This window comes from Pseudarthrobacter sp. 10T415 (genome assembly GCF_056394175.1).
The window spans coordinates 311,861-332,506 of sequence record NZ_JBFTHJ010000002.1 but is presented as its reverse complement, the minus strand read 5'-3'; the positions used below and the strand labels follow the sequence as shown (position 1 = coordinate 332,506).

21 protein-coding genes are annotated in these 20,646 nt (G+C 65.6%); 9 read left to right on the top strand and 12 right to left on the bottom strand.

The genetic code is table 11. From position 1 onward, the window contains the following. Positions 1 to 35 precede the first annotated feature (35 nt). From AC1DBN_RS04330 to AC1DBN_RS04315, 4 genes are all read right to left on the bottom strand, one after another. Entirely contained in the window at positions 36 to 875 is an 840-nt protein-coding gene (locus AC1DBN_RS04330; RefSeq protein ID WP_091721676.1) for an amino acid ABC transporter permease, read from the bottom strand. Then, positions 872 to 1,522 (bottom strand): amino acid ABC transporter permease, encoded by a 651-nt coding sequence (locus AC1DBN_RS04325; protein ID WP_091721673.1) that lies wholly within the window; start codon positions 1,520 to 1,522, stop codon positions 872 to 874. The genes AC1DBN_RS04330 and AC1DBN_RS04325 overlap by 4 nt, the downstream gene beginning before the upstream one ends. 86 nt (positions 1,523 to 1,608) lie before the next feature. Further along, entirely contained in the window at positions 1,609 to 2,496 is an 888-nt protein-coding gene (locus tag AC1DBN_RS04320; RefSeq protein ID WP_091721671.1) for a glutamate ABC transporter substrate-binding protein, read from the bottom strand. A 70-nt stretch (positions 2,497 to 2,566) separates the two neighbouring features. Beyond that, on the bottom strand, positions 2,567 to 3,322 hold the full coding sequence (locus AC1DBN_RS04315) for an amino acid ABC transporter ATP-binding protein (RefSeq protein ID WP_477722623.1): 756 nt from the start codon (positions 3,320 to 3,322) through the stop codon (positions 2,567 to 2,569). Between the two features lie 116 nt (positions 3,323 to 3,438). Here AC1DBN_RS04315 and AC1DBN_RS04310 point away from each other — a divergent pair, with 116 nt between their 5' ends. The 4 genes from AC1DBN_RS04310 (at position 3,439) to AC1DBN_RS04295 (ending at position 6,343) form a co-directional block, all read left to right on the top strand. After that, positions 3,439 to 4,221, top strand: a complete 783-nt coding sequence (locus AC1DBN_RS04310) for an LOG family protein (protein ID WP_091721666.1) — start codon at positions 3,439 to 3,441, stop codon at positions 4,219 to 4,221. Positions 4,222 to 4,260: 39 nt separating this feature from the next. After that, the gene (locus AC1DBN_RS04305) at positions 4,261 to 4,686 is read left to right on the top strand and encodes a DivIVA domain-containing protein (RefSeq protein ID WP_091721649.1); all 426 of its coding nucleotides are present in this window, start codon (positions 4,261 to 4,263) and stop codon (positions 4,684 to 4,686) included. Then, a complete protein-coding gene (locus tag AC1DBN_RS04300) occupies positions 4,683 to 5,942 on the top strand; it encodes a hypothetical protein (RefSeq protein ID WP_091721647.1) in 1,260 nt (419 codons plus the stop codon). Before AC1DBN_RS04305 ends, AC1DBN_RS04300 begins: the two co-directional genes overlap by 4 nt. Positions 5,943 to 6,175: 233 nt before the next feature. Then, a complete protein-coding gene (locus AC1DBN_RS04295) occupies positions 6,176 to 6,343 on the top strand; it encodes a DUF3117 domain-containing protein (protein ID WP_009357720.1) in 168 nt (55 codons plus the stop codon). 108 nt (positions 6,344 to 6,451) lie between these two features. Here the strand turns inward: AC1DBN_RS04295 and AC1DBN_RS04290 are convergent, their stop codons facing one another. Continuing rightward, a complete protein-coding gene (locus tag AC1DBN_RS04290) occupies positions 6,452 to 7,084 on the bottom strand; it encodes an O-methyltransferase (RefSeq protein WP_477722622.1) in 633 nt (210 codons plus the stop codon). A gap of 228 nt (positions 7,085 to 7,312) precedes the next feature. Between AC1DBN_RS04290 and sigE the strand changes: the two genes are divergently transcribed. The 3 genes from sigE to AC1DBN_RS04275 all read left to right on the top strand — a co-directional run bounded on the left by sigE (position 7,313) and on the right by AC1DBN_RS04275 (position 9,278). After that, positions 7,313 to 7,927 carry an RNA polymerase sigma factor SigE gene (gene sigE, locus AC1DBN_RS04285; RefSeq protein ID WP_045729696.1) on the top strand — a complete coding sequence of 205 codons (615 nt, stop codon included), beginning with the start codon at positions 7,313 to 7,315 and terminating at the stop codon, positions 7,925 to 7,927. 7 nt (positions 7,928 to 7,934) lie between these two features. Next, positions 7,935 to 8,795, top strand: coding sequence for an anti-sigma factor (locus AC1DBN_RS04280; protein WP_091721642.1), 861 nt, complete (start codon positions 7,935 to 7,937; stop codon positions 8,793 to 8,795). Positions 8,796 to 8,864: 69 nt separating this feature from the next. After that, positions 8,865 to 9,278 carry a twin-arginine translocase TatA/TatE family subunit gene (locus AC1DBN_RS04275; protein ID WP_091721639.1) on the top strand — a complete coding sequence of 138 codons (414 nt, stop codon included), beginning with the start codon at positions 8,865 to 8,867 and terminating at the stop codon, positions 9,276 to 9,278. Positions 9,279 to 9,318: 40 nt separating this feature from the next. Here the strand turns inward: AC1DBN_RS04275 and AC1DBN_RS04270 are convergent, their stop codons facing one another. Genes AC1DBN_RS04270 through AC1DBN_RS04260 form a run of 3 tightly spaced genes read right to left on the bottom strand, consistent with a single transcriptional unit; the run spans position 9,319 to position 12,451 of the window. Beyond that, on the bottom strand, positions 9,319 to 10,464 hold the full coding sequence (locus AC1DBN_RS04270) for an Mrp/NBP35 family ATP-binding protein (protein WP_091721637.1): 1,146 nt from the start codon (positions 10,462 to 10,464) through the stop codon (positions 9,319 to 9,321). A gap of 9 nt (positions 10,465 to 10,473) precedes the next feature. Then, entirely contained in the window at positions 10,474 to 11,184 is a 711-nt protein-coding gene (locus AC1DBN_RS04265) for a DUF1003 domain-containing protein (RefSeq protein ID WP_091721635.1), read from the bottom strand. After that, positions 11,168 to 12,451, bottom strand: coding sequence for a magnesium transporter MgtE N-terminal domain-containing protein (locus AC1DBN_RS04260; protein ID WP_091721632.1), 1,284 nt, complete (start codon positions 12,449 to 12,451; stop codon positions 11,168 to 11,170). The genes AC1DBN_RS04265 and AC1DBN_RS04260 overlap by 17 nt, the downstream gene beginning before the upstream one ends. Before the next feature lie 77 nt (positions 12,452 to 12,528). Between AC1DBN_RS04260 and AC1DBN_RS04255 the strand changes: the two genes are divergently transcribed. Beyond that, the gene (locus tag AC1DBN_RS04255; protein WP_477722621.1) at positions 12,529 to 13,536 is read left to right on the top strand and encodes a YflT domain-containing protein; all 1,008 of its coding nucleotides are present in this window, start codon (positions 12,529 to 12,531) and stop codon (positions 13,534 to 13,536) included. An 82-nt stretch (positions 13,537 to 13,618) separates the two neighbouring features. Here the strand turns inward: AC1DBN_RS04255 and AC1DBN_RS04250 are convergent, their stop codons facing one another. Beyond that, the gene (locus tag AC1DBN_RS04250) at positions 13,619 to 15,214 is read right to left on the bottom strand and encodes an aminopeptidase P family protein (protein WP_477722620.1); all 1,596 of its coding nucleotides are present in this window, start codon (positions 15,212 to 15,214) and stop codon (positions 13,619 to 13,621) included. Positions 15,215 to 15,293: 79 nt separating this feature from the next. On the opposite strand from AC1DBN_RS04250, the gene AC1DBN_RS04245 reads away from it, so the two are divergent. Next, on the top strand, positions 15,294 to 16,142 hold the full coding sequence (locus AC1DBN_RS04245; protein WP_477722619.1) for a PHP domain-containing protein: 849 nt from the start codon (positions 15,294 to 15,296) through the stop codon (positions 16,140 to 16,142). A 72-nt stretch (positions 16,143 to 16,214) separates the two neighbouring features. Here AC1DBN_RS04245 and AC1DBN_RS04240 read toward each other — a convergent pair whose 3' ends face one another. From AC1DBN_RS04240 to AC1DBN_RS04230, 3 genes are all read right to left on the bottom strand, one after another. Then, complete coding sequence (locus AC1DBN_RS04240; protein ID WP_477722618.1) at positions 16,215 to 17,087, bottom strand: DNA-methyltransferase; 873 nt, start codon at positions 17,085 to 17,087, stop codon at positions 16,215 to 16,217. Between the two features lie 9 nt (positions 17,088 to 17,096). Beyond that, on the bottom strand, positions 17,097 to 18,791 hold the full coding sequence (locus AC1DBN_RS04235; RefSeq protein ID WP_477722617.1) for a DEAD/DEAH box helicase: 1,695 nt from the start codon (positions 18,789 to 18,791) through the stop codon (positions 17,097 to 17,099). Between the two features lie 300 nt (positions 18,792 to 19,091). Continuing rightward, positions 19,092 to 20,606 (bottom strand): RNB domain-containing ribonuclease, encoded by a 1,515-nt coding sequence (locus tag AC1DBN_RS04230; RefSeq protein ID WP_477722616.1) that lies wholly within the window; start codon positions 20,604 to 20,606, stop codon positions 19,092 to 19,094. Between the last annotated feature and the right edge of the window lie 40 nt (positions 20,607 to 20,646).

Below are 20,646 nucleotides of genomic sequence, written 5' to 3'. Positions count from 1 at the left end.
TCCGGGCCATAACTGTTTAAAGGCAACGCGCGGAACTATGGAGCCCCGGCTTCCACCACAGCCGGGTCGGCCTTGGCTGTGCCACCGGCCGCCTTCTTGGAACCGCGCCGCTCGATCCACACGGCAAGCCGCGAGATGCAGATATTGATGGCGATATACATTCCGGCGGCCACGAAGAACACCGGGAAAAGGTACGCCGGCCCGAGGACGTCAGCCATGAGCTGTACCGCCCGCAGCAGTTCTCCATAAGCGACGATGTAGCCCAGCGAAGTGTCCTTCAGGAGCACCACCAGCTGCGCCACCAGGGACGGCATCATCCGGCGGACAGCCTGGGGAAGTTCAATCAGCATCCGCGACTTGAAGCTGGTCAGGCCGATTGCCAGGCCTGCCTCGCGTTGGCCCTTGGGGAGGGACTGGATGCCGGCGCGGATGATTTCCGCAAAGACTGCCGCGTTGTAGACCACAAGGCCCGCGACGACGGCAATAAACTGCGACGTGCCAAAGCCGAGGAGGATAAACAGCATCATCAGGACTACGGGCATGCCCCGGAGGAACTCCAGGACCACGCGGGTAGGGACGCGGATGAGCTTGACGTCAGAGATCCGGAACAGGCACAGCAGCAGGCCCAAGGGGAAGGCGATGACGGCGGCCAACGCCGCGGCAGACAGTGTCGCCCCCAGCCCGTTGCCAAGCAGCCGCCAAACGTCCGCACGGGTGAAGATTTGCCAGCGGCGGCCTTCAAAGATCCCCTGCTGGCTCAGGGTGAAGATGATCCAGGCGAGCAGGCCGAGGATAGCCAGGCCGCCCACTACCGAACCGATCAGGGAAATCCGGCGGGCCTTGGGGCCGGGAACGTCGTAAAGTACCGAGCTCATCGGGCAATCGCCACCTTTCGCTCCACCGTGCTGGCGAGGATGCCCAGCGGGACGGTGAGAAGGAGATAGAAGAACGCGGTACCCAGCAGGACCGTGATGACCTGGTCACCGTTGGCGTTGGCCAGCTGGCGGCCGTAACCGAACAATTCAAGGACGAAGAAGGCGCCGGCCACTGACGAGTTCTTGACCAGGGCGATCAGGATGTTGATCAACGGCGGGATCACCGTCCGGAGGGCCTGCGGCAGGATGATGAGGTTCAGGACCTGGCCGAAGTTCATGCCAATGCTGCGGGCGGCTTCGGCCTGGCCCACGGGGACACTGTTCACACCGGAGCGGACAGCTTCAGCGATGAACGCCGCGGTGTAGGTGCTGAGTGCGATGATGGCTGCCACTTCGAACTGGGCGAACTGGACGCCCAGGCGTGGCAGCACAATAGCTGCGAAGAAGAAGGCGATGGTCAGGGGGGTGTTGCGGAGGATTTCAACGTAGACAGTGCTGAAACCGCGAAGCGCTGCCACCGGCGAGACCCGGGCGGCTGCCAGGAGGGTGCCCAGTACAAGCGCGATGACCCCGGAAACAACTGACAGGAAAAGGGTGCGTAGAAAACCTTCCCAGTACAGCGGGAGGTTTTCAATGATGACGTCCATGGGTTCCTTCGGCTCAGGAAGCGGAGGGTAGGGGAACAGTGCAGTGCCGGGGCTGCCGAAGCGCGCCCCGGCACTGCCGTTGAGCCTTAGTAGCGGTTGATCGCGGGCAGGCTCGGAGCAGTCTTGATGACTGAACCGGCAGTGGCCTCCCAGGCCTTCTTGTAGTCGCCGTCCTTGTCGAAGGACTCCAGCTGGTCGTTGATCCAGTTGCGGAACTCGGTATCGTCCTTCTTCAGGCCGATGCCGTAGGGCTCCTTGGTGAAGGTTTCGTCCGAGGCGAGCTTGAAGGCGTCCGGTTCCTTGTCAACGAAGCCTGCGAGGATCACGTTATCCGTGGTGATTGCTTCAACCTGCTTGTTGCGCAGCGGCTCCAGGCAGGCGGAGTAGGTGGCTGCGGGAACCAGTTCCGCGCCGTACTTGTCCACGATGGTGGCGGCCGGGGTGGAGCCGGTCACGGAGCAGACCTTCTTGCCCTTGACGTCTTCGGGCTTCTTGATGGAGTCGTTGTCCTTGTTCACCATCAGGGCCTGGCCGGCTTCGTAGTACGGTCCGGCGAAGCTGACAACCTGCTTGCGCTTGTCGTTGATGGTGTACGTGGCGATCACCAGGTCAACCTTGCCCTGCTCGATGAAGGGTTCGCGGTTGGCGGAGACAGTCTCGGACCATTCAATCTTGTCTGCCGCGATGCCCAGCTTGGCGGCGATCAGCTTGCCGATTTCAACGTCGAAACCGACGGGCTTGCCGTCCAGGCCCACCTGGCCGAAGAGCGGCTGGTCGAACTTGGTGCCGATCTTGATGGTGCCGGCCGAAGAGATCTTTTCCATGGTGGTGCCGGCAGCGAACGTCGGCTTTTCCACGGGAGCGGGGTTGCTTCCGCCACCGGCGTCGCCGCCGCCGCAGGCGCTCAGGGACAGGGCAAGGGCGGCGGTGGCCGCCACAACAAATGATTTCCGCCGGGTCAAAAATGCCTTCATGACATTCCTTTCATTGATGGCCGCGGATCACGGCCTGGGTGCGAACTTGGAGTGTTTGTTCGAAGGGGAATCAGTGGGTGAGGAGCTTGGAGAGGAAGTCCTTGGCGCGGTCGCTCTTGGGGTTCGTGAAGAACTCCTCAGGCGTGGCGTCCTCGACGATCTGGCCATCGGCCATGAAGACGACCCGGTCCGCGGCTTTGCGGGCGAATCCCATCTCATGGGTGACCACGATCATGGTCATGCCTTCCTTGGCCAGCTGCACCATGACGTCCAGGACCTCGTTGATCATTTCGGGGTCAAGCGCGGAGGTGGGCTCGTCGAAAAGCATGACCTTCGGCTTCATGGCGAGGGCACGGGCGATGGCCACGCGCTGCTGCTGGCCGCCCGAGAGCTGGGCGGGAAGCTTCGGAGCCTGGTGCCCAACGCCTACGCGCTCGAGCAGGGCCATGGCATCCTTGTCGGCCTCGGTCTTTGAAACACCTTTCACCTTGATGGGGCCGAGCGTCACGTTTTCGAGGATGGTCTTGTGCGCGAAGAGGTTGAAGGACTGGAACACCATTCCGACGTCGGCGCGCAACTGGGCGAGGGCCTTCCCTTCTTCGGGAAGGACCTTCCCGTCAATGCTGATCCTTCCGTCCTCGATGGTCTCGAGGCGGTTGATGGCGCGGCAGAGGGTGGACTTACCGGAGCCAGACGGCCCGATGACCACGACAACCTCGCCCTTGCGGACCTGCAGGTTGATGTCCTTCAAAACGTGCAGCTGGCCGTAATGCTTATTGACGGCGTTCAGGGAGACGAGGGCATCGCCGGGCACATGAGTAGTCATAGGAAGAATCTAGCGAAGAACGGCGGGTTATGACGCGAATCACGGCATGTTCCTGCACATCGTGATTCAAGAGATACCTGCCGTGGCTGCGCCAAGAGTCGCGTTAGCCTTGGGGAATGAGCATCAGTGCAGATCCGGCCAAGAACATCCAACCGCGCCGCAAAGGCCCCCTCGAACTCCGCCGAAAGCAGGCGGCCGTGGAAATGTCGGACCAGCATCTGCTCGATACCAAGGGCCCCGGACAGTTTGTCCACACCGATCCGTGGCGCGTGCTGCGGATCCAGAGCGAATTCGTTGAGGGTTTTGGCGCCCTGGCGGACATCGGCAAGGCGGTCAGCGTCTTCGGTTCGGCACGTACGAAACCGGGCAGCGTCTATTACGAAATGGGCGTTGAAGTGGGGCGCAAGCTGGCTGAAGCCGGCGTTGCGGTGATCACCGGCGGCGGCCCCGGCTCCATGGAAGCGGCCAACCGGGGCACCGTGGAGGGCAACGGTGTCTCCGTGGGCCTCGGCATTGAACTGCCCTTCGAGCAGGGCCTGAACCAGTGGGTGGACCTCGGCATTAACTTCCGCTACTTCTTCGCCCGCAAGACCATGTTCGTGAAGTACGCCCAGGGCTTCATCGTCCTGCCCGGCGGCCTGGGCACCCTCGACGAACTCTTCGAAGCCATGGTGCTGGTGCAGACCCGGAAGGTGACATCGTTCCCCATCGTCCTGCTCGGCGTCGACTTCTGGGGCCCGATGATCGACTGGATCAGGGGAACCCTGGTGGCCGAGGGCATGGTCTCGGAGAAAGACCTCGACCTGATCCAGGTGGTGGACAGTCCGGCCGAAGCCGTTGAGCGCGTGCTCCACGGTGGCCCCATTCCGCCCCTGAACGGCGAGCAGCGCCCGGAGTAGCACGCAGCCTGCCCGGCACCGTTCTGGCACGATGGGACGGTGAGCTTCTTTCTCGTTTTCCTTGCCATCGTGCTGGTTGGGGCAGTGCTGTGGACCGGCGTCGGGCTGCGCTCGCGGAAGACCGGCCGGCAGGCGTTGCCCGCGCTGCTGGACGGCGGTTTTGAGCAACCGCCGGCAAACCTTCCCCCGGTGCTGCTCCCGGCCGACGCCGCGCCCCGCGATGTGGACCGGGTGCGTTTCGCACTCGGCCTCCGGGGTTACCGCATGGACCAGGTGGACCAGGTCCTCGACGAGCTGCGGGACCAGCTCGCTGTGGCCCGGCAGGAGTCCGACGAGCTGCGGTCACGCCTCCACGCCCTGGAGGCCAATGCCGGGCGAGGGGACAGCCAAGGCGCGGTGTCCGCCGTCGAGCCCGGAAAGACGTCCGACGGCGGGACCGCGCCATCCGCTGCGGACGTCCGGTGAGCACCGTGGACAGCCGCCGCGCGAACCTTGGTTCTGCGCAGGCTGCGGCCGCCAGGGTGGGCGAGGTGGTCCGGCGCTGGCCGTGGTGGGCGCAGGTGTCCGCCATTTACGTGGCTGCCCGGCTCGTCAGCGCCTGCATCTTCATGGCTGCAGCACTGCATCAAGGCACCAACCCATGGTTCCCGGCCAAACCCGACTATTGGAACTTCATCAATATCTGGGATGCCCGGTGGTACGGCGAAGTCATTGCCAACGGCTATCCCACGCAACTGCCTACGGATGCCCTGGGCAACGTGCAGGAAAATGCGTGGGCGTTCTACCCGCTTTTCCCGGCGTTGGCCCGTGGCCTGAGCGGCCTGACCGGGATGAACCCCGCAGCTTCGCTGACCATCATCGCCATGCTGTCCGGCTGGGCGGCCGCGCTGGTGGTTTACGTGCTGTTCCGGCACAAAGCGGCCCACGCTCCGGCGCTGTGGGGGGTGGCGTTCTTCGCCACGTTCCCGGTATCGGCCGTCCTGCAGGTGCCCTACGCCGAGCCGCTCACGCTGCTGCTGCTGGCGGCGGCGCTGTTGCTGGTGGTCCGCCGGCAATACCTGTGGGCGTTGCCCGTGGTGGTGCTGATGTGCCTGTCACGCCCGGTGGGGGTGCCCTTCGCCGCGATGCTTGCGATCCTCCTCGTCGTCCGGCTGGTGTCCCGGTTCAGGCAGGGACAACCGATCGCACCGAATTCCGCCGGGCACTCGGCAGGTGAACTGGTCCGCCTGGGCGCCCTGACAGGTGTCGCTGGCCTGTCCGCACTGGCCTGGCCGGCGGCAGCGTGGGCTGTAACGGGCGACATCGAGGCGTATACCAAAACCGAGACGGTGTGGCGCGGGCATGACCTGGTGCCGTTCAGGCCCTGGTTTGATACCGGCGTCGACCTTTTCGGCCCGGTGCTGGGCGTACTGGCCCCGTTTGTTTTCGTGGCGCTGTTCGGCGCCATGCTGTTCCTTCCGCCGGTGGTGCGCCTCGGCGTCGAAATGCGCCTGTGGTGCGCCTGCTACATGGGTTACCTGGTGGTTTTCCTGCACCCGCAGACCAGCACCTTCCGGATGCTGTTGCCCCTTTTCCCGCTGGCACTTGGTGCCGTCCTGCTGTCCCGCTCGAGGGCCTACCGGGGGACTGTCGTGACAATGTTCCTGCTGCTGCAGATGGTGTGGATCGTGTGGCTGTGGGCCTGGGCGCAGTTGCCCGGCGGGGGCGATTACCCGCCCTGATTAATTGTGCTTCCGTGCAGGTCAAAGCCGGAATTAAGGCGTGCCGAAAATGTCCATCGATTAGCTACGTACGGGTAATTCCGGGATAATAGTCAGTAAGCAAGGACAAAAAGCATTCAGAATACGCGCAGCTTTGGCGGTGGAGAGCCCCGCCGTCATAGCAGCCTGATCGACATGCGGACACAGCCCGACCGGGCTGATCAGTCCTGGGACAAAATGGAGGGGAATTCCTCATGGCTGCTATGAAACCACGCACCGGCGACGGCCCAATGGAAGTCACCAAGGAGGGCCGCAGCCTGATCATGCGCGTCCCGCTCGAAGGCGGCGGACGTCTTGTGGTTGAGCTGAACGCTGCGGAGGCAGCAAACCTCAAGGAATGCCTGGTAGGCGTTACCGAATAATCGTGCCGGACAGGGTCCGCGGCCTTTGGCTGCGGGCCCTGTTCCGTTCCCGGTGCGCTTTGCTGCTAATCCGCTGCCGGCAGGGCGCCATCGCGCAAACCAGCAGCGTTACTTCTTGACGGCCACCAGCAAGCCGTCTCCGGTGGGGAGCATGGCGGTGGCCAGCCTGTCGTCCTCGCGGATGGCCTTGCCTACCTGCCGAAGGATGACCGTGTTGGGTTCGCGTCCCGCCGGATTGGCAACCTTGTCCTTGTCCAGGGCGTCGTTGATGATCAGCAGCCCGGAACGCTTCAGGAGGCGGACGGCCTGCTCCACGTAGCCGGGCAGGCCGGGCTTGTCCGCGTCGATAAAGACGATGTCGTAGGCGTTGTCCGTGAGGCGGGGCAGGACGTCGCCGGCGCGGCCCGAGATGGTGCGGGTCCGGTTGGCGGGGCTGCCGGCTTCGGCATAGGCTTCGCGGGCGGCTTTCAGGTGTTCAACATCCACGTCGATAGTGGTCAAAACGGCCTGCGGCCCGAGGCCGCGCAGCAGGCAAACGCCGGACACCCCCGCACCCGTTCCAATTTCGACGGCGGTCTGGGCCTTGGACGCGGCCCCCAAGACCGTAAGGACGGCCCCTACCCCCGGGCCGATGGGGGTTACGCCGAGTTCAAAGGAACGCTCCCGGGCCCGAAGCATGACGTCATCCTCAGCGGGCAGATCTTCTGCAAAGGACCAGCTGATGGACTTGTCGGCACTCATTAATGTTCGCTTTCTGGGCGTAGAGGGGGTTGTCTTCTACAGCCTAATGGGTCGGGGCGAAACCGTATGGCAGGCGGGCGGTTGCGCCCACGGCATAACTTTCCCGCAGTCAGGAAATTCCCAGCCAAGTTTGAAATGATTATTATCCGCTCATCCAAGAGATGACCGGCGCCGAATCAGAGATGTCAACAGTATCCGGGCGTTAGCATTCCACGAGGGGAGTGGACGATGTCATCTTCAGTAGTGGCACCTGTCCCAGCAGTACAACATCCCGAAGCCGATTGGGTCCGTCCCACCTGGGAAGAAGTGGTCACCAACCACTCGGCAAAAGTTTACCGGCTGGCCTACCGCCTGACCGGCAACAGGTTCGACGCCGAGGACCTCACCCAGGAGGTGTTTGTCCGCGTCTTCCGCTCGCTGGAAAACTTCAAGCCCGGAACGCTGGATGGCTGGCTGCACCGCATCACCACAAACCTCTTCCTGGACCAGGCGCGCCGGAAGACCCGCATCCGGTTTGACGCGCTGGCCGAGGACGCAGAGTCCCGCCTTCCCGGACGCGAGCCCGGTCCGGAGCAGAGCTTCGAACTGAACAACCTGGACCTGGACGTCCAGGCCGCCCTGGAGGAACTGCCACCGGACTTCCGCGCCGCCGTCGTGCTGTGCGACCTCGAAGGCCTGTCCTACGACGAAGTGGCAGCAGCCCTTGGCGTGAAGCTCGGGACGGTCCGCTCCCGGATCCACCGCGGCAGGACCATGCTGCGGGAAAAGCTCGCGCACAGGGATCCCCGGCCGCAGCACGCCCGGCGCAAACTGTCCATGCCCCGCATCGCCGGCATCCTCTGATCGGCGCATGAGGCCCCCCTTCAACTCCGGCGGCAGGCACGCGCGCACCTCCAGCCACGTGGCGTCCTGTCCGGAATGCGCCCTGGCCATGCGCCGGGAACGCCAGTACTTGGAGCGGCTCCGTGAGGCTCCCATCCCGCCGGCAAGCAATGACCTGACGGCGCGGCTCCTGGAACGGACGTCGCTGCTCGCGGCCCAGCCGGTTCCTGCAACGCTTCCCCTCACTGCCCCCCGCACGGCAGCACGAGTCCTGGCCATGGCCGCGGGCGGTACCGTGGCCGCCGCGGGTGTCCTCGGTGTCGGTGCACTCGCTGCGGCCGGAGAGCCCCTTCCCGGAAATGCCGTTGCGCCGGCGACACTTGCCCAGGTCTCGGCACACACCCCCGCTGACGGCAGGGCCCTCACAGCGGACCAGCTCAGCAGCCTGCGCCAGGAGGGCTGGGCCTGCCCGGTGCTCGAAGCCATGGGGTTCCGCCTGGAGTCCGCCAAAGCAGTTACCAGGGGCGGACAGCCGGCGGTGGAGCTGCGGCTTAGCGACGGATCCCACTACGCCACCCTGACCGAGCAGCACGCGGGCAACACGGCGGCGGTAGAGGCGGTGGGCCGCCAGGGCAGTCCGGTCCAGGTGCTGGGAACCTCGCCGTGGTCAGCAACCTATACATCCGGAGGACGGACCTTCACTTTCGAGTCGAACCTGCCCGCCGAGCAGGCAGATGACGCAGGGCCCATCCTGGAGCAAGTCGGCGGCGTGGCCGCGGAGGGGCTCACTGCGGGCGTCGACAGCAATGCCCAAGACGCCGCTCAGGAGCCCTTGGGAAACCGATTACAGCGCGGAATCAACAGGATCGTGGCCGTCTTTACCCAGTAATGCAGGCTGTTTCCGCCCCCGCCGGGCGCGAATCGTCACTGGCAGCCCGGAGAGGGTAATCTTCCTAAAGTGTTTGGTATCAACGGCCCGGAGTTCTTCCTCCTGCTGATCATCGGTGTCCTGGTGATCGGCCCCCAGAGGCTGCCCGAATATACCCAGAAGCTCGCCAATCTGGTGAAGGAAGTCCGGCGCATGGCGTCCGGTGCCCGCGAACAGATCAAGGAAGAAGTGGGCATCGACATCGACGATGTCGACTGGAAGAAGTACGATCCCCGGCAGTACGACCCGCGGCGCATCATCAAGGAAGCGCTGCTGGATGACGACACCAAGCCCGTCAGCTCCGGTGCCCCGGCCGCAGTGGCAGCCGTTGCAGGCGCAGCAGCAGTAGGAGCGGCAGATGAGTCCGCCCGGTCCCGGCCGGAACGCGTAGTGCAGAGCCTGCCACCGGGCGAGGCCGCACCATTCGACACCGAGGCCACCTGAGCCGTTCAGGCCAAGCGACTGCGGGATTAGACCAGCGCGACTAGCGGGGCTGCAGGCCCAGCTTCATCCCGGCCAGGCCACGCGGCTTTGAAGCCAGGCTCGCGGCAATTCCCGTCAACGCCTTAGCCGCCGCAGTGTCCGGCTGGCCAAGCACGATGGGCGCCCCGGTGTCCCCGCCTTCGCGAAGTTTGATGTCCAGCGGGATCTGGCCCAGCAGTGGAACGTCGGCGCCCACAGCTGCAGTCAGCCGCTCGGTGAGCACCGCCCCGCCGCCGCTTCCGAACAGTTCCATCCTCCCGCCGTCGGGCATCTCAAGGTAGGACATGTTCTCGATGACGCCCGCAACCGTTTGCCCCGTTTGGGTGGCGATGGCGCCCGCGCGTTCGGCGACGTCCGCGGCGGCGGCCTGCGGAGTGGTGACCACCAGGATTTCGGCCTTGGGCAGTAGCTGGGCCACCGAAATGGCAATATCTCCCGTGCCCGGCGGAAGGTCGAGGAAGAGGGCGTCCAGGTCACCGAAGTAGACGTCCGTGAGGAACTGCTCCAGTGCCCGGTGCAGCATTGGCCCGCGCCAGGCCACGGGCTGGTTGCCGGTGACGAACATGCCGATGGAGATGACCTTCACGCCATAGGCCACCGGCGGCAGGATCATGTCGTCCACGCGCGTGGGGGCCTGGGTGATGCCCATGAGCGCCGGAACAGAGAAACCGTAGACATCCGCATCCACGATCCCCACGCGGAGCCCCTGCGCGGCCAGTGCCGTGGCGAGGTTGACGGTTACGGAGGACTTGCCCACCCCGCCCTTGCCGCTGGCAACCGCATAGACCTTCGTCAGGGAACCGGGCTGGTTGAAGGGGATGCCGCGCTGGCCGCCAGGCCCTCGGAGTTTTTCCTTCAGGGCGTCCCGCTGGGCCTGGTCCATGACCTTGAGTTCGACGTCGACGCCGGTCACGCCCGGGACTGCTGCCAGGGCTGACTCGGCGTCGGACGTGATGGTGTCCCTCAGCGGGCAGCCGGCGATGGTGAGCAGGACCGTGAGGTTGACTTTGCCGTCCCCGGACACGTGGACGGCGTCCACCATGCCGAGTTCGGTGATGGGACGCCGCAGTTCAGGGTCAATGACGGTGGCGAGGGCGTCGTGGACGTCCTGGAGCAGCGGGGAATTGCCGGGTGTTGCTGTATCCATGAAGGGTGTTTACCGGTCCTGGGTGGAATGGCCGGGCTTGACCCGGGGGATTTGCTGCGTGCGGGGATTGCGCTGCCGGTCGCGTTGTTCGCGGAGCTTTTCCTTGACTTTGTCCTTGGGCGACTCGTGGCTGCCCTGGCCGGTGGTGTCGTGCGTGCGCAGTTCTTCCTGGGCTTCCAGCATGTCCTCGAGGAGGGAGCGCAACTCGGCCCGGACATAGTCGCGGGTGGCCACCTCGCGCAGGGCGATCCGCAGCGAGGCGAGTTCCCGGGTGAGGTATTCGGTGTCCGACAGGTTCCGCTCGGCACGCTGGCGGTCCTGCTGAAGGGACACGCGGTCGCGGTCGTCCTGCCGGTTTTGGGCCAGCAGCAGCAGCGGTGCCGCGTAGGACGCCTGGAGGGACAGCATCAGCGTCAGCAGCGTGAAGCCGAGGTCGCGGGAGTCGAACTGCCAGTCAACCGGCGCCCAGGTGTTCCAGCACAGCCAGAAGATGCAGAAAATGGTCATGTAGACCAGGAACTGCGGAGTGCCCATGAAGCGGGCGAAGCCCTCCGTGGCGTGACCGAAAGCGTCGGGGTCCGGAGAGAACTTGGGCAGGATCCGCTGCCTGCCACTCAGCGGCGTGTCCAGGCTGCCCTTGTTGTTGTTCTTGGCCGCGGCGTTGCCGGTGTTCCGCTGGTTGGGGTTCTTCGGAGCGCTGTTGTCAGCCAATACGGCCACCGAGCCTTCTTATCGGGGCCTCGCCATCATGGGCGCGCCAATCATCCGGCAACAGATGATCCAAAACGTCATCAACAGTCACCGCCCCCACAAGCCGGCCGGCATCGTTGACCACCGGAAGGGAGTTCAGGTTGTAGGTCGCCAGCGTCCGCGCCACTTCGCTGATGTGGGCCTGGTCGGAGAGCGGCTCAAGGTTCTTGTCCACCAGGTTGCCCAGCGGCTCGAACGGCGGGAACCGGAGCAGCTGCTGGATGTGCACCACACCCAGGAACCGGCCGGTGGGAGTCTCCATGGGTGGCCTGGCAATGAAGATGGACGAGGCCAGGGCGGGGGAGAGTTCCTCGCGCCGGACATGTGCCAGCGCTTCAGCCACAGTGGCTTCCGGGGGCAGGATGACCGGTACGGGTGTCATAAGGCCGCCCGCGGTGTCCTCGTCGTATTCCAGGAGCCGGCGGACGTCCTCTGCGCCCTCGGGCTCCATCAGCTGCAGGAGTTCCTCCGCCTGCGCCGTGGGGAGTTCACCAAGGAGGTCGGCGGCGTCGTCCGGGTCCATTTCCTCGAGCACGTCGGCGGCCCGCTGGATGTCCAGGGCGGAGAGGATCTCCACCTGGTCGTCCTCGGGAAGTTCCTGGAGGACGTCTGCCAGGCGCTCATCCTGCAGTTCGCTGGCCACCTCGAAACGCCTCTTGTCGCTCATTTCCTGGAGCGCCTCGGCGAAGTCGGCCGGTTTGAGGTCCTCGTGGTTGGCCACGAACTGGGTTGCTGCCTGCGGTTCGGTGCGTGCCCCCTGCTGGGCGTCGGCCCAGTCGATGATGAGGGTTTCGTTGCGGCGCAGGCGGCTGAGCGGGGACAGGGAGTGCCCGCGCCGGACGAAGAGCTTGCTGACGAACCAGTCGCGGGATCTGTGCTGGTCCATCGCGATGTCCTCGATGGTGGCGTCGCCGCTGCCGTCCCGGAGGGTCACGCGGCGGTCGAACATCTCGGCAACCACCAGTGTTTCCGCGCCGCGCTGTTCGAACCGGCGCAGGTTGACCAGGCCTGTGCAGATGACCTGCGTCTGGTCGATGGAGGTGATGCGCGTCATCGGCACGAACACGCGCTTCTTTCCGGGCACTTCGACGACGATACCCACCACGTGCGGGGTCCCCTGCGAGCCGCGGGAGAGCACCACAACATCGCGTAACCGGCCCAGCCGGTCACCCAGGGGGTCGAAGACGTCGAGTCCCAGGAGGCGCGCCACGAAGACACGGGTAGGTGTTGTGCTCACTTGTACAGGCTACCGAGTCTGCTCACTTTTAGCTGAATTTACAGGCAGCACACAACCTCATGGGCAAGAATGGAGGTATGGCAAACATTTTTGGTGCTCCCCGGACAGGTGGCCCCAACGGCCTTGACCAAGCCAGGGCCGTCCCCACCGGCGACACCGTGGGTTCCTACACCTCCTACCTGGATGCCCAGAAGGCGGTGGACTACCTCGCCGACCAGCAGTTCCCGGTGCAGATGGTGTCCATCGTGGGCAACGAGCTGAAAATGGTGGAGCGGGTCACCGGGCGCCTCAGCTACCCCCGTGTCGCCCTGTCCGGAGCCCTCAGCGGCATGTGGTTCGGCCTGTTCGTGGGTGTGATGCTTTCCTTCTTCGCACCCTCGCCCGGGTACTTCTCCATCCTCACGTCCGTGTTGATGGGCGCCGCGTTCTTCATGCTGTTCGGCATTGTTACCTACGCGATGCAGCGCGGAAAGCGGGACTTCACGTCAACCAGCCAGGTGGTGGCCACCAGCTATGACGTGATCGTGGCGCCGGAGGCTGCGCAGGAGGCCCGCCGCCTGCTGCAGCAGCTCCCCATGACCCGCTCGGACGCCGCCGGGGGCAACGCCCACCAGCCGCGGCACGGCTACCAGAACCAGCCGTACGACCAGCAGAACCAGTCTTACAACCCGCAGAACCAGCCGCACAACCAGCCCGGCAACCAGCAGGGTCCGGCGCGTCCCAATGGCTGGAACGACCCCTACGGCCAGCAGGGACACGCGCAGGATCCCGGCTACCCCACGCAGGGCCAGCAGGGTCAGCACCCTGCGCCGCAGCAGGACGCGCAGCAGTACCAGGGGCAGCAGTACGACGGCGGCCAGCACCAGCAGCCCGCGGCCGCACCGGCCCGCGCGGTCCGTTACCCCGACCTGCCCGACGGGAGGCCGCAGTACGGCGTCAGGTTGCCGCAGGGCCAGGACGGCGGAACACAGCAGCCTGCCGCGCCCGCGCAGCCGGAGGCCGGCCCGCAGCACCACGGTGATGCCCCCGCCGGCGAAGGCCAGGACGCCGGCACTGCAGAGCGGCCCGCGGACCCGCGCCACTAGGTACAGCAGCAGAAAGCGGTGCCGCCGGAGGAATCYGGCGGCACCGCTTTTTTGTGCCTGTGTTGCGGCTGTCAGCCAGGCGTCAGGCCTGGGCCGCCTGCCGGGATTCGTCTGCTTCGCGGTAGATGCCGGCCATCCACGTCTCCACATCTTCCGGCGTGCGGGGCAATGCCGCGCTCAGGTTGACCGGCCCGTTGGCGGTCATCAGGATGTCGTCCTCGATCCGGACACCGATGCCACGGTATTCCTCGGGGATGGCCAGGTCCTCGTCCTTGAAGTAGAGGCCCGGTTCGATGGTGAACACCATGCCTTCGGCCAGGATGCCGTCCAGGTACAGCTCCCGCTTGGCCTGGGCGCAGTCGTGGACATCGAGGCCAAGGTGGTGGCTGGTGCCGTGCGGCATCCACCGCCGGTGCTGCTGGCCTTCGGGGCTGATGGCCTCCTCCACGCTGACGGGGAGGAGTCCCCATTCGGCAAGGCGTTCCGCCAGCACCGTGGTGGCGGCGGTGTGGATGTCGCGGAACTTCGTACCCGGCTGCGCTGCTGCGAACCCGGCGTCGGCCGCGTCCAGGACCGCCTGGTACACCTTGCGCTGGACATCGCTGAACTTGCCACTAGCAGGCAGGGTGCGGGTGATGTCGGCCGTGTACAGGGAGTCGGCCTCGACCCCGGCGTCAAGGAGCAGGAGCTCGCCGGCGTGGATCTTCCCGGTATTGCGGGTCCAGTGCAGCACGGTGGCGTTGTTGCCGGATGCGGCGATGGTGTCGTAGCCCAGCTCGTTGCCCACCTCGCGGGCGCGGGCGAAGAAGGCGCCTTCCACTACGCGCTCGCCGCGGGCGTGGGTCAGGGCACGAGGCAGGACCTTGACCACTTCTTCGAAGCCTTCCACAGTGGCGGCAACGGCGAGCTCCATCTGCCCGATCTCCCACTCGTCCTTGACCAGGCGCAGCTCGGAGAGGGCTTCACTGAGCTTCTCGTCCAGGGCATCGAGGACGCCCATGTCGAGGTTTTCGGGATCCTTGGCGGTGTTGTACCGGGCAGTGTCCACCAGGGCGTCAATGTTCTCGTCCACCTTCCGGACCAGGCGGATGGAGATGCCGCCGATCTCCGGTGCGCCCACGTTCTTGGTGATCGCCGTTTCCAGCTGGTCGATGTGGCCGGTTGCCAGGCCAAGGCGGGCTTCGAACTCGGCCAGGGTGGGCCGGGCGCCAATCCAGAATTCGCCGGAGCGGGAGTCGGCGTAGAACTGCTCCGTATCCCTGCCTGCCAGCGGACGGAAGTAGAGCGTGGCGCGGTGGTTCCCGCCGTCGTCGCCCTTTCCTTCATCAACGGGCTCCAGCACCAGGACGGCGTCCGGCTCGTGGTCCAGGCCCAGCCCTGTCAGGTGGGCAAAGCCGGAATGCGGCCGGAACCGGTAGTCGCAGTCGTTGGAGCGGACCTTGGGCGGACCCGCGGGAAGGACCAGGCGTTCACCTTTGAACTGGGCGGAGATGGCCTTGCGCCGGGTCGCGGCGTGGCCTGCGACGTCGTCGCGGCCGGGAAGTTCCTGGCTGGACGGCGCCCAGTTGCTGGCCATGAAGGCCTTGAAGGCGTCGGAACTGGGCCGCTGCGAGCGGTTGTTGACGCGCTCCTCCAGCGGCTGGTTAGCAGAGGTTTGGGTGTTTTCGGCATCGTTCACGGGACCATCGTCTCACCAGCTTCCCGGCTGCGCGAACAGCCTCCGGTGCCGGAGCCGCAGGGTCAACTAGTCTGTACAGGTGAGGATCGACCTGCATGCCCACTCCAATGTCTCCGACGGCACGGAGAAACCCGCCGACGTCATGGCCTCCGCCGCCCGCGCGGGCCTGGACGTGGTGGCGCTGACCGACCATGACTCCACGGGCGGGTGGGCGGAAGCATCTGCCGCCGCGATTGACGTGGGGGTGGCACTGGTCCCCGGCATGGAGGTGTCCTGCCGGACGGCCGAGGGCATCAGCGTCCACCTGCTCAGCTACCTGCACGACCCCGCGCACCCCGGGCTGCTCGAGGAAATCACGAAGGCCAAGCAGGCCCGCCATACCCGGGCGGAGCGGATGGTCACGCTCCTGGCGGAGGACTATCCCCTCACCTGGGACGACGTCATCCACCATGTGGCGCCGGGGGCCACGCTGGGCCGCCCGCATATCGCCGATGCCCTGGTTGCGGCAGGCGTGGTGGAGGACCGCTCGGAGGCCTTTGCTTCCATCCTGACCTCCCGCTCCCGCTACTTCATCCCGCACTACGCACCCAACCCGGCGGTCGCCGTCGAGCTGGTCTGCGCTGCCGGCGGTGTTCCCGTCTTCGCCCATCCGGTGGCGTCCTCCCGCGGAAGGATCGTGGGGGAGCGGGTCTACCGGGACATGATCGATGCCGGGTTGGCGGGGCTGGAGGTCGACCACCGCGACAACCCTGAGGAAGGCCGCAGCTTCCTGCGCCGCCTGGCCGCCGAGAACAATCTGCTCATCACCGGGTCCTCGGACTACCACGGCACGGGCAAGCCGAACCTGCTCGGCGAAAACCTGACCGCACCCGAGGTGCTGGCGCGGATCGAGGAACTGGGTTCGGGAACCGCCGTCGTCCGTTCCTGATCCCTGCGCGCCTTTCCCAACTGGGTAGCAGCAGATGTCGTTTTGAAGGCTCAAAACGACATCCAGTGCTGCCTACTTGGGTGGGAAGGACGCAATGGTCGCGTGCGCACCCAGCCGCTTGGCCATGATGTCCACGGCCGGCTGGTTCTGGTCCACGCACACGAACTTGCGGCCCAGCTTGGCCGCCACCGCACCGAGGGTTCCGGAACCGGCGAAGAAATCCAGGCACCAGTCGCCGGGCCGGCTGGACGCTGAGACGACACGGCGGATGAGACCCTCCGGCTTCTGCGTGGGGTACCCCGTCTTCTCCTTGCCGGTGGGCGAAACAATGGTGTGCCACCAGACGTCGGTGGGCAGTTTGCCCAGCTCGCGCTTGGCTGGCGTGACAAGGCCCGGCGCCATGTACGGCTCCCGGTCCACCTCGGCGTTGTCGAAGTGGTACTTGGACGGGTTCTTGACATACACCAGGATGTTGTCGTGCTTGGTGGGCCAGCGGTTCCTGGCGCGGGCGCCGTAGTCGTAGGCCCAGATGATCTCGTTCAGGAAGCACTCGCGGCCGAAGATGGCATCCAGCATGACCTTGGCATAATGCACCTCGCGGTAATCCAGGTGAAGGTAAAGCGTGCCGTCGTCGGCCAGCAGCCGCCAGGCTTCCACCAGGCGCGGCTCCAGGAAGGACCAGTAATCGCTGAAGGCGTCGTCGTAGCGGTGCAGGGCGCCCTTGATGGTGTCATAGGAGCGGCCCTTGAAGCCCACGCGGTCGCCGCTGCCGCCGGCGTTGGCAACCATGCGGGTTTCCTGCCGGCTCTGCGCCCGGCCCGTGTTGAAGGGCGGGTCCACGTAGATCAGCGTGAAGGCGCCGTCCGGCAGCGTGGGGAGGTACTGCGCGTTATCCGCGTGCACCACCAGGCTGCCGCCGTCCGGCGCCCAAACAGTGTTCGTCATTCCGTCAGGTCAGCCCTCGGTGCTGCCGGGCTGGGTGCCCTTGTCTGCACCGGCCACTACCTCGCCGTTGCGGCGGCGGGTGCGCGTGCGGGGGCGGCGGGTGCGCGAAGACTTTTCAGCGTCGGAGGCGGCTGCCGCTTCCGGACCGGCAGCTGGGGCTGCGGGGGTTTCGGCAGCGTCAGGGGACGTACGACGACGGCGCTCACCTGAGCGGCCTGCTTCGGGGTCGCGTCCGTCGCGTCCGTCGCGTCCGCCCGAACGCGACCGGCCGCGGCCTTCACGGTCCCGGCCATCGTTTCCGCGGCTTTCCCGGCTGTTCTTCTTGCCGGTTTCACCCAGGTCCTCGAGGACCTCGGCGTCGACGCCCGCGAGGGTGCGCTTGTTGCGGGGCAAACGGCCCTTGGTTCCCTCGGGGATGTCCAGCTCTTCGTAGAGGTGCGGGGAGGAGGAGTACGTCTCCACCGGCTCAGGCACGCTCAGGCCGAGTGCCTTGTTGATCAGGCCCCAGCGGGGCATGTCGTCCCAGTCCACGAAGGTCACAGCCGTGCCCTTGTTGCCGGCGCGGCCGGTACGGCCCACCCGGTGCAGATAGATCTTCTCGTCCTCAACGCACTGGTAGTTGATCACGTGCGTAACGTCATCCACGTCGATGCCACGGGCAGCAACGTCGGTTGCCACCAGGACGTCCACCTTGTTGTTGCGGAACGCGCGCAGGGCCTGCTCGCGTGCACCCTGGCCCAGGTCGCCGTGGATTGCTGCGGCCGCAAAGCCGCGGTCCACCAGTTCCTCTGCCACCTTGGCTGCGGTGCGCTTGGTCTTGGTGAAGATGATGGTCCGGCCGCGGCCGCGGGCCTGCAGGATCCGGGCAACAACCTCGATCTTGTCCATGCTGTGGGCACGGTAGATCAGCTGCCGGATGTCCCGCTTGGTCAGGCCCTCGTCATCGGGGTCAGCGGCGCGGATGTGCGTGGGCTGGGTCATGTACCGGCGTGCCATGGCGATGACCGGGCCGGGCATGGTGGCGGAGAAGAGGAGCGTCTGGCGGACGGCAGGGGTGCCGGCGATCAGGGTCTCAACGTCAGGCAGGAAGCCGAGGTCCAGCATTTCGTCGGCCTCGTCAAGGATAACGATGCGGACATTCTTCAGGCTCAGGTGTTTCTGCTTATAGAGGTCAATCAGGCGGCCGGGGGTTCCCACCACAATCTCGACGCCCTTCTGCAGGGCATCCACCTGGGGCTCGTAGGCGCGGCCACCGTAGATGGTGGCGATACGTGCGTTGCGTTTGCGGGAGGCGGTTTCGAGGTCGCTTGCCACCTGCACCGCGAGCTCGCGGGTGGGCACAATCACCAGGGCCTGCGGAGCGCCCGGGACGGGCAGCTTGTCGAAGCCGGCATCGTCGCGGCCCACAACACGCTGGAGCGCCGGGATACCAAAACCGAGGGTTTTTCCGGTACCGGTCTTGGCCTGGCCGATGATGTCGTGGCCTGACAGTGCGACGGGCAGCGTCATTGCCTGGATGGGGAAGGGGTGGGTGATCCCGGCGTCGGCCAGGGACTCCACAATGTCAGCACGGACGTTGTAGTCCGCAAAGGACTTCTCCGCAATTTCATGCGGCTTTTCGTCCGAAATGATGGTTTCTTCCGGCTCGATGGTCTCGGTGCCGGACTCATCGGACAGAAGCTGGTGGGTATGCAATTCACTCACGGGGAGTTTCCTTATTCATTTGGGCAATCGCGCAGCGTGCTCAACAGGCAGGCCGATGGGGCCGATCCGGAGCACGAACGAAGCGCGCAAGCAATTCCAGTGGAAGCCGATCGCGGGCTATCTAACGCTGGCACTGGCGACCAGCGGGCAAATCTCAAGATCGCGTAGGGGCGGGCTTGTTGGTTTCAGTTCAAGGAAATCAACGACCGGGCATCCATTTCTACCTCTTCAGTCTAGCCGCATCAGCCCGGAATCCCTGATTCCGCACCGTGTGGAAGCCGGGACCGGATGGCATCAGGCTCACTGGACCAGTTCGAAGTGCACTTCCCTGGCAGCGATATCCGACGACACCAGGCGAACCCGGACCTTGGTGCCGGACTCCAGCTCACCGGCGCAGCGGGCCGTCACGGCAGGGTCGGCAATCTGGATGATCCCGGAGGAACCGTTCCCGTTCCCGTTCCCGTTCTTTCCGTTGCCGGTGCCGGTGCCGGTGTTGCCGTTCCCGTTGCCGTTCTCTTTCTGCGGCTTCGACCCCGAAATCACGATCGCGTCGAACTCCTGGCCGATGTGGTTGACCAGTAGGGCGGCCTCCACCGTGTCCAGGGCCATGCGCTCCATCCGGGATGCCAACTGGTCCGAGCCTGCCATGATCTCAGGGAGGGTCGGCAGCGCATCCCGCACCCAGCCGGGGACAGTACCTCCGTTGCTCAACGCCTCGCAGGTCACCAGCACAAAGCGGTCCACCAGGCGGCGCAGCGGCGCTGTGGTGTGGGCATAGGCATCGCCGATGGCTGCCTGGACCGCGGCCTCCGGAACGTTGCCATCAAAGGCGGTGTAACCGGCGCCGCGGAAGAGCATGCCGGCCGAGTGCATGATGGCCAGCTGCCGGGGGTCCGTTGGGTCAAGGGTCCGCAGGTATTCCCCGTATCCCACCTCGCCGTCCCAGGGCTTGCCCAGCACTTCCGTCTGCAGCCGGAAATGGTGCAGGGAACGCTCATCCGGTGGCGGCATGGTGCGCAGGATCCCCACCTTGGCATCGAGCATGATCTTGGCGGCGGCCATCCCCGTCATCAGGGAAATCTGGGCGTTCCAGTCCTCCACCGGCAGCTGGGGAGCAGCAGCAATGCGGTAGCCGCCATCGGGCAGCTGGACGATCTCCTGGTCCGGCATGTTCAGGCTTGCGCCGTTGCGGGCGCGTTCAAGGCGGACACGCTTGAGCCCAACTTCCTTCAGCAGGCCCAGCAGGGGAGAGGCAGTACCGGCGTCCAGGTCAGCCTGGGCACCCTTGTAGCTGAGTTTCGCGCGGCTTCGAACGCGTGCCCGGCGGACACCGACGGTCGTGACCTCGGCGTTGCCGTCGAGCCGGAAATCCCAGACGAAGGCCGAGCAGTCCTGGTCCGGCAGGAGGCTCCCGGCGCCCTCGCTGATGACTTCAGGGTGCAGGGGAATACGCCCGTCCGGGGCGTAGAACGTCTGGCCCCGGCGCCGGGTTTCGGCATCCAGGGGTCCGCCGGGCGCAACGAACGCGGGGACATCGGCGATGGCGTACAGGACGTGGTACCCGCCGTCGTCGTCCGTTTCGATGAAGAGGGCCTGGTCCAAGTCCGTGGACGACGCCGGATCGATGGTGACGAACTCCACCGCGGTCAGGTCGTAGTCCGGCAGGCGCAGCGCGGCCACCGCGGCCTCGGCGTCCCTGACCGCGTCACCGGGGTAGGGGCCCGGAAGTTCCAGCTCCGTCCGCAGCGCGGCCAGGGCCTCTTCCAGGGCATTGGTGCGCTCATGGACGTTGGGAGCCAGCCGATGATGTGACACGAAAATCAGCCTAACCCCAAGTCATGCGATTTCGCAGGGA

What these genes read in the sequence shown, in the direction of transcription:
- AC1DBN_RS04255 (WP_477722621.1), top strand. Translation starts at nt 12,529, where the DNA reads ATGGCAAACATTTTTGGTGCTCCCCGGACAGGTGGCCCCAACGGCCTT.
- AC1DBN_RS04315 (WP_477722623.1), bottom strand. Translation starts at nt 3,322, where the DNA reads ATGACTACTCATGTGCCCGGCGATGCCCTCGTCTCCCTGAACGCCGTC.
- AC1DBN_RS04320 (WP_091721671.1), bottom strand. Translation starts at nt 2,496, where the DNA reads ATGAAGGCATTTTTGACCCGGCGGAAATCATTTGTTGTGGCGGCCACC.
- AC1DBN_RS04240 (WP_477722618.1), bottom strand. Translation starts at nt 17,087, where the DNA reads ATGACGAACACTGTTTGGGCGCCGGACGGCGGCAGCCTGGTGGTGCAC.
- AC1DBN_RS04270 (WP_091721637.1), bottom strand. Translation starts at nt 10,464, where the DNA reads ATGGATACAGCAACACCCGGCAATTCCCCGCTGCTCCAGGACGTCCAC.
- AC1DBN_RS04290 (WP_477722622.1), bottom strand. Translation starts at nt 7,084, where the DNA reads ATGAGTGCCGACAAGTCCATCAGCTGGTCCTTTGCAGAAGATCTGCCC.
- AC1DBN_RS04295 (WP_009357720.1), top strand. Translation starts at nt 6,176, where the DNA reads ATGGCTGCTATGAAACCACGCACCGGCGACGGCCCAATGGAAGTCACC.
- sigE (WP_045729696.1), top strand. Translation starts at nt 7,313, where the DNA reads ATGTCATCTTCAGTAGTGGCACCTGTCCCAGCAGTACAACATCCCGAA.
- AC1DBN_RS04280 (WP_091721642.1), top strand. Translation starts at nt 7,935, where the DNA reads ATGAGGCCCCCCTTCAACTCCGGCGGCAGGCACGCGCGCACCTCCAGC.
- AC1DBN_RS04330 (WP_091721676.1), bottom strand. Translation starts at nt 875, where the DNA reads ATGAGCTCGGTACTTTACGACGTTCCCGGCCCCAAGGCCCGCCGGATT.
- AC1DBN_RS04310 (WP_091721666.1), top strand. Translation starts at nt 3,439, where the DNA reads ATGAGCATCAGTGCAGATCCGGCCAAGAACATCCAACCGCGCCGCAAA.
- AC1DBN_RS04325 (WP_091721673.1), bottom strand. Translation starts at nt 1,522, where the DNA reads ATGGACGTCATCATTGAAAACCTCCCGCTGTACTGGGAAGGTTTTCTA.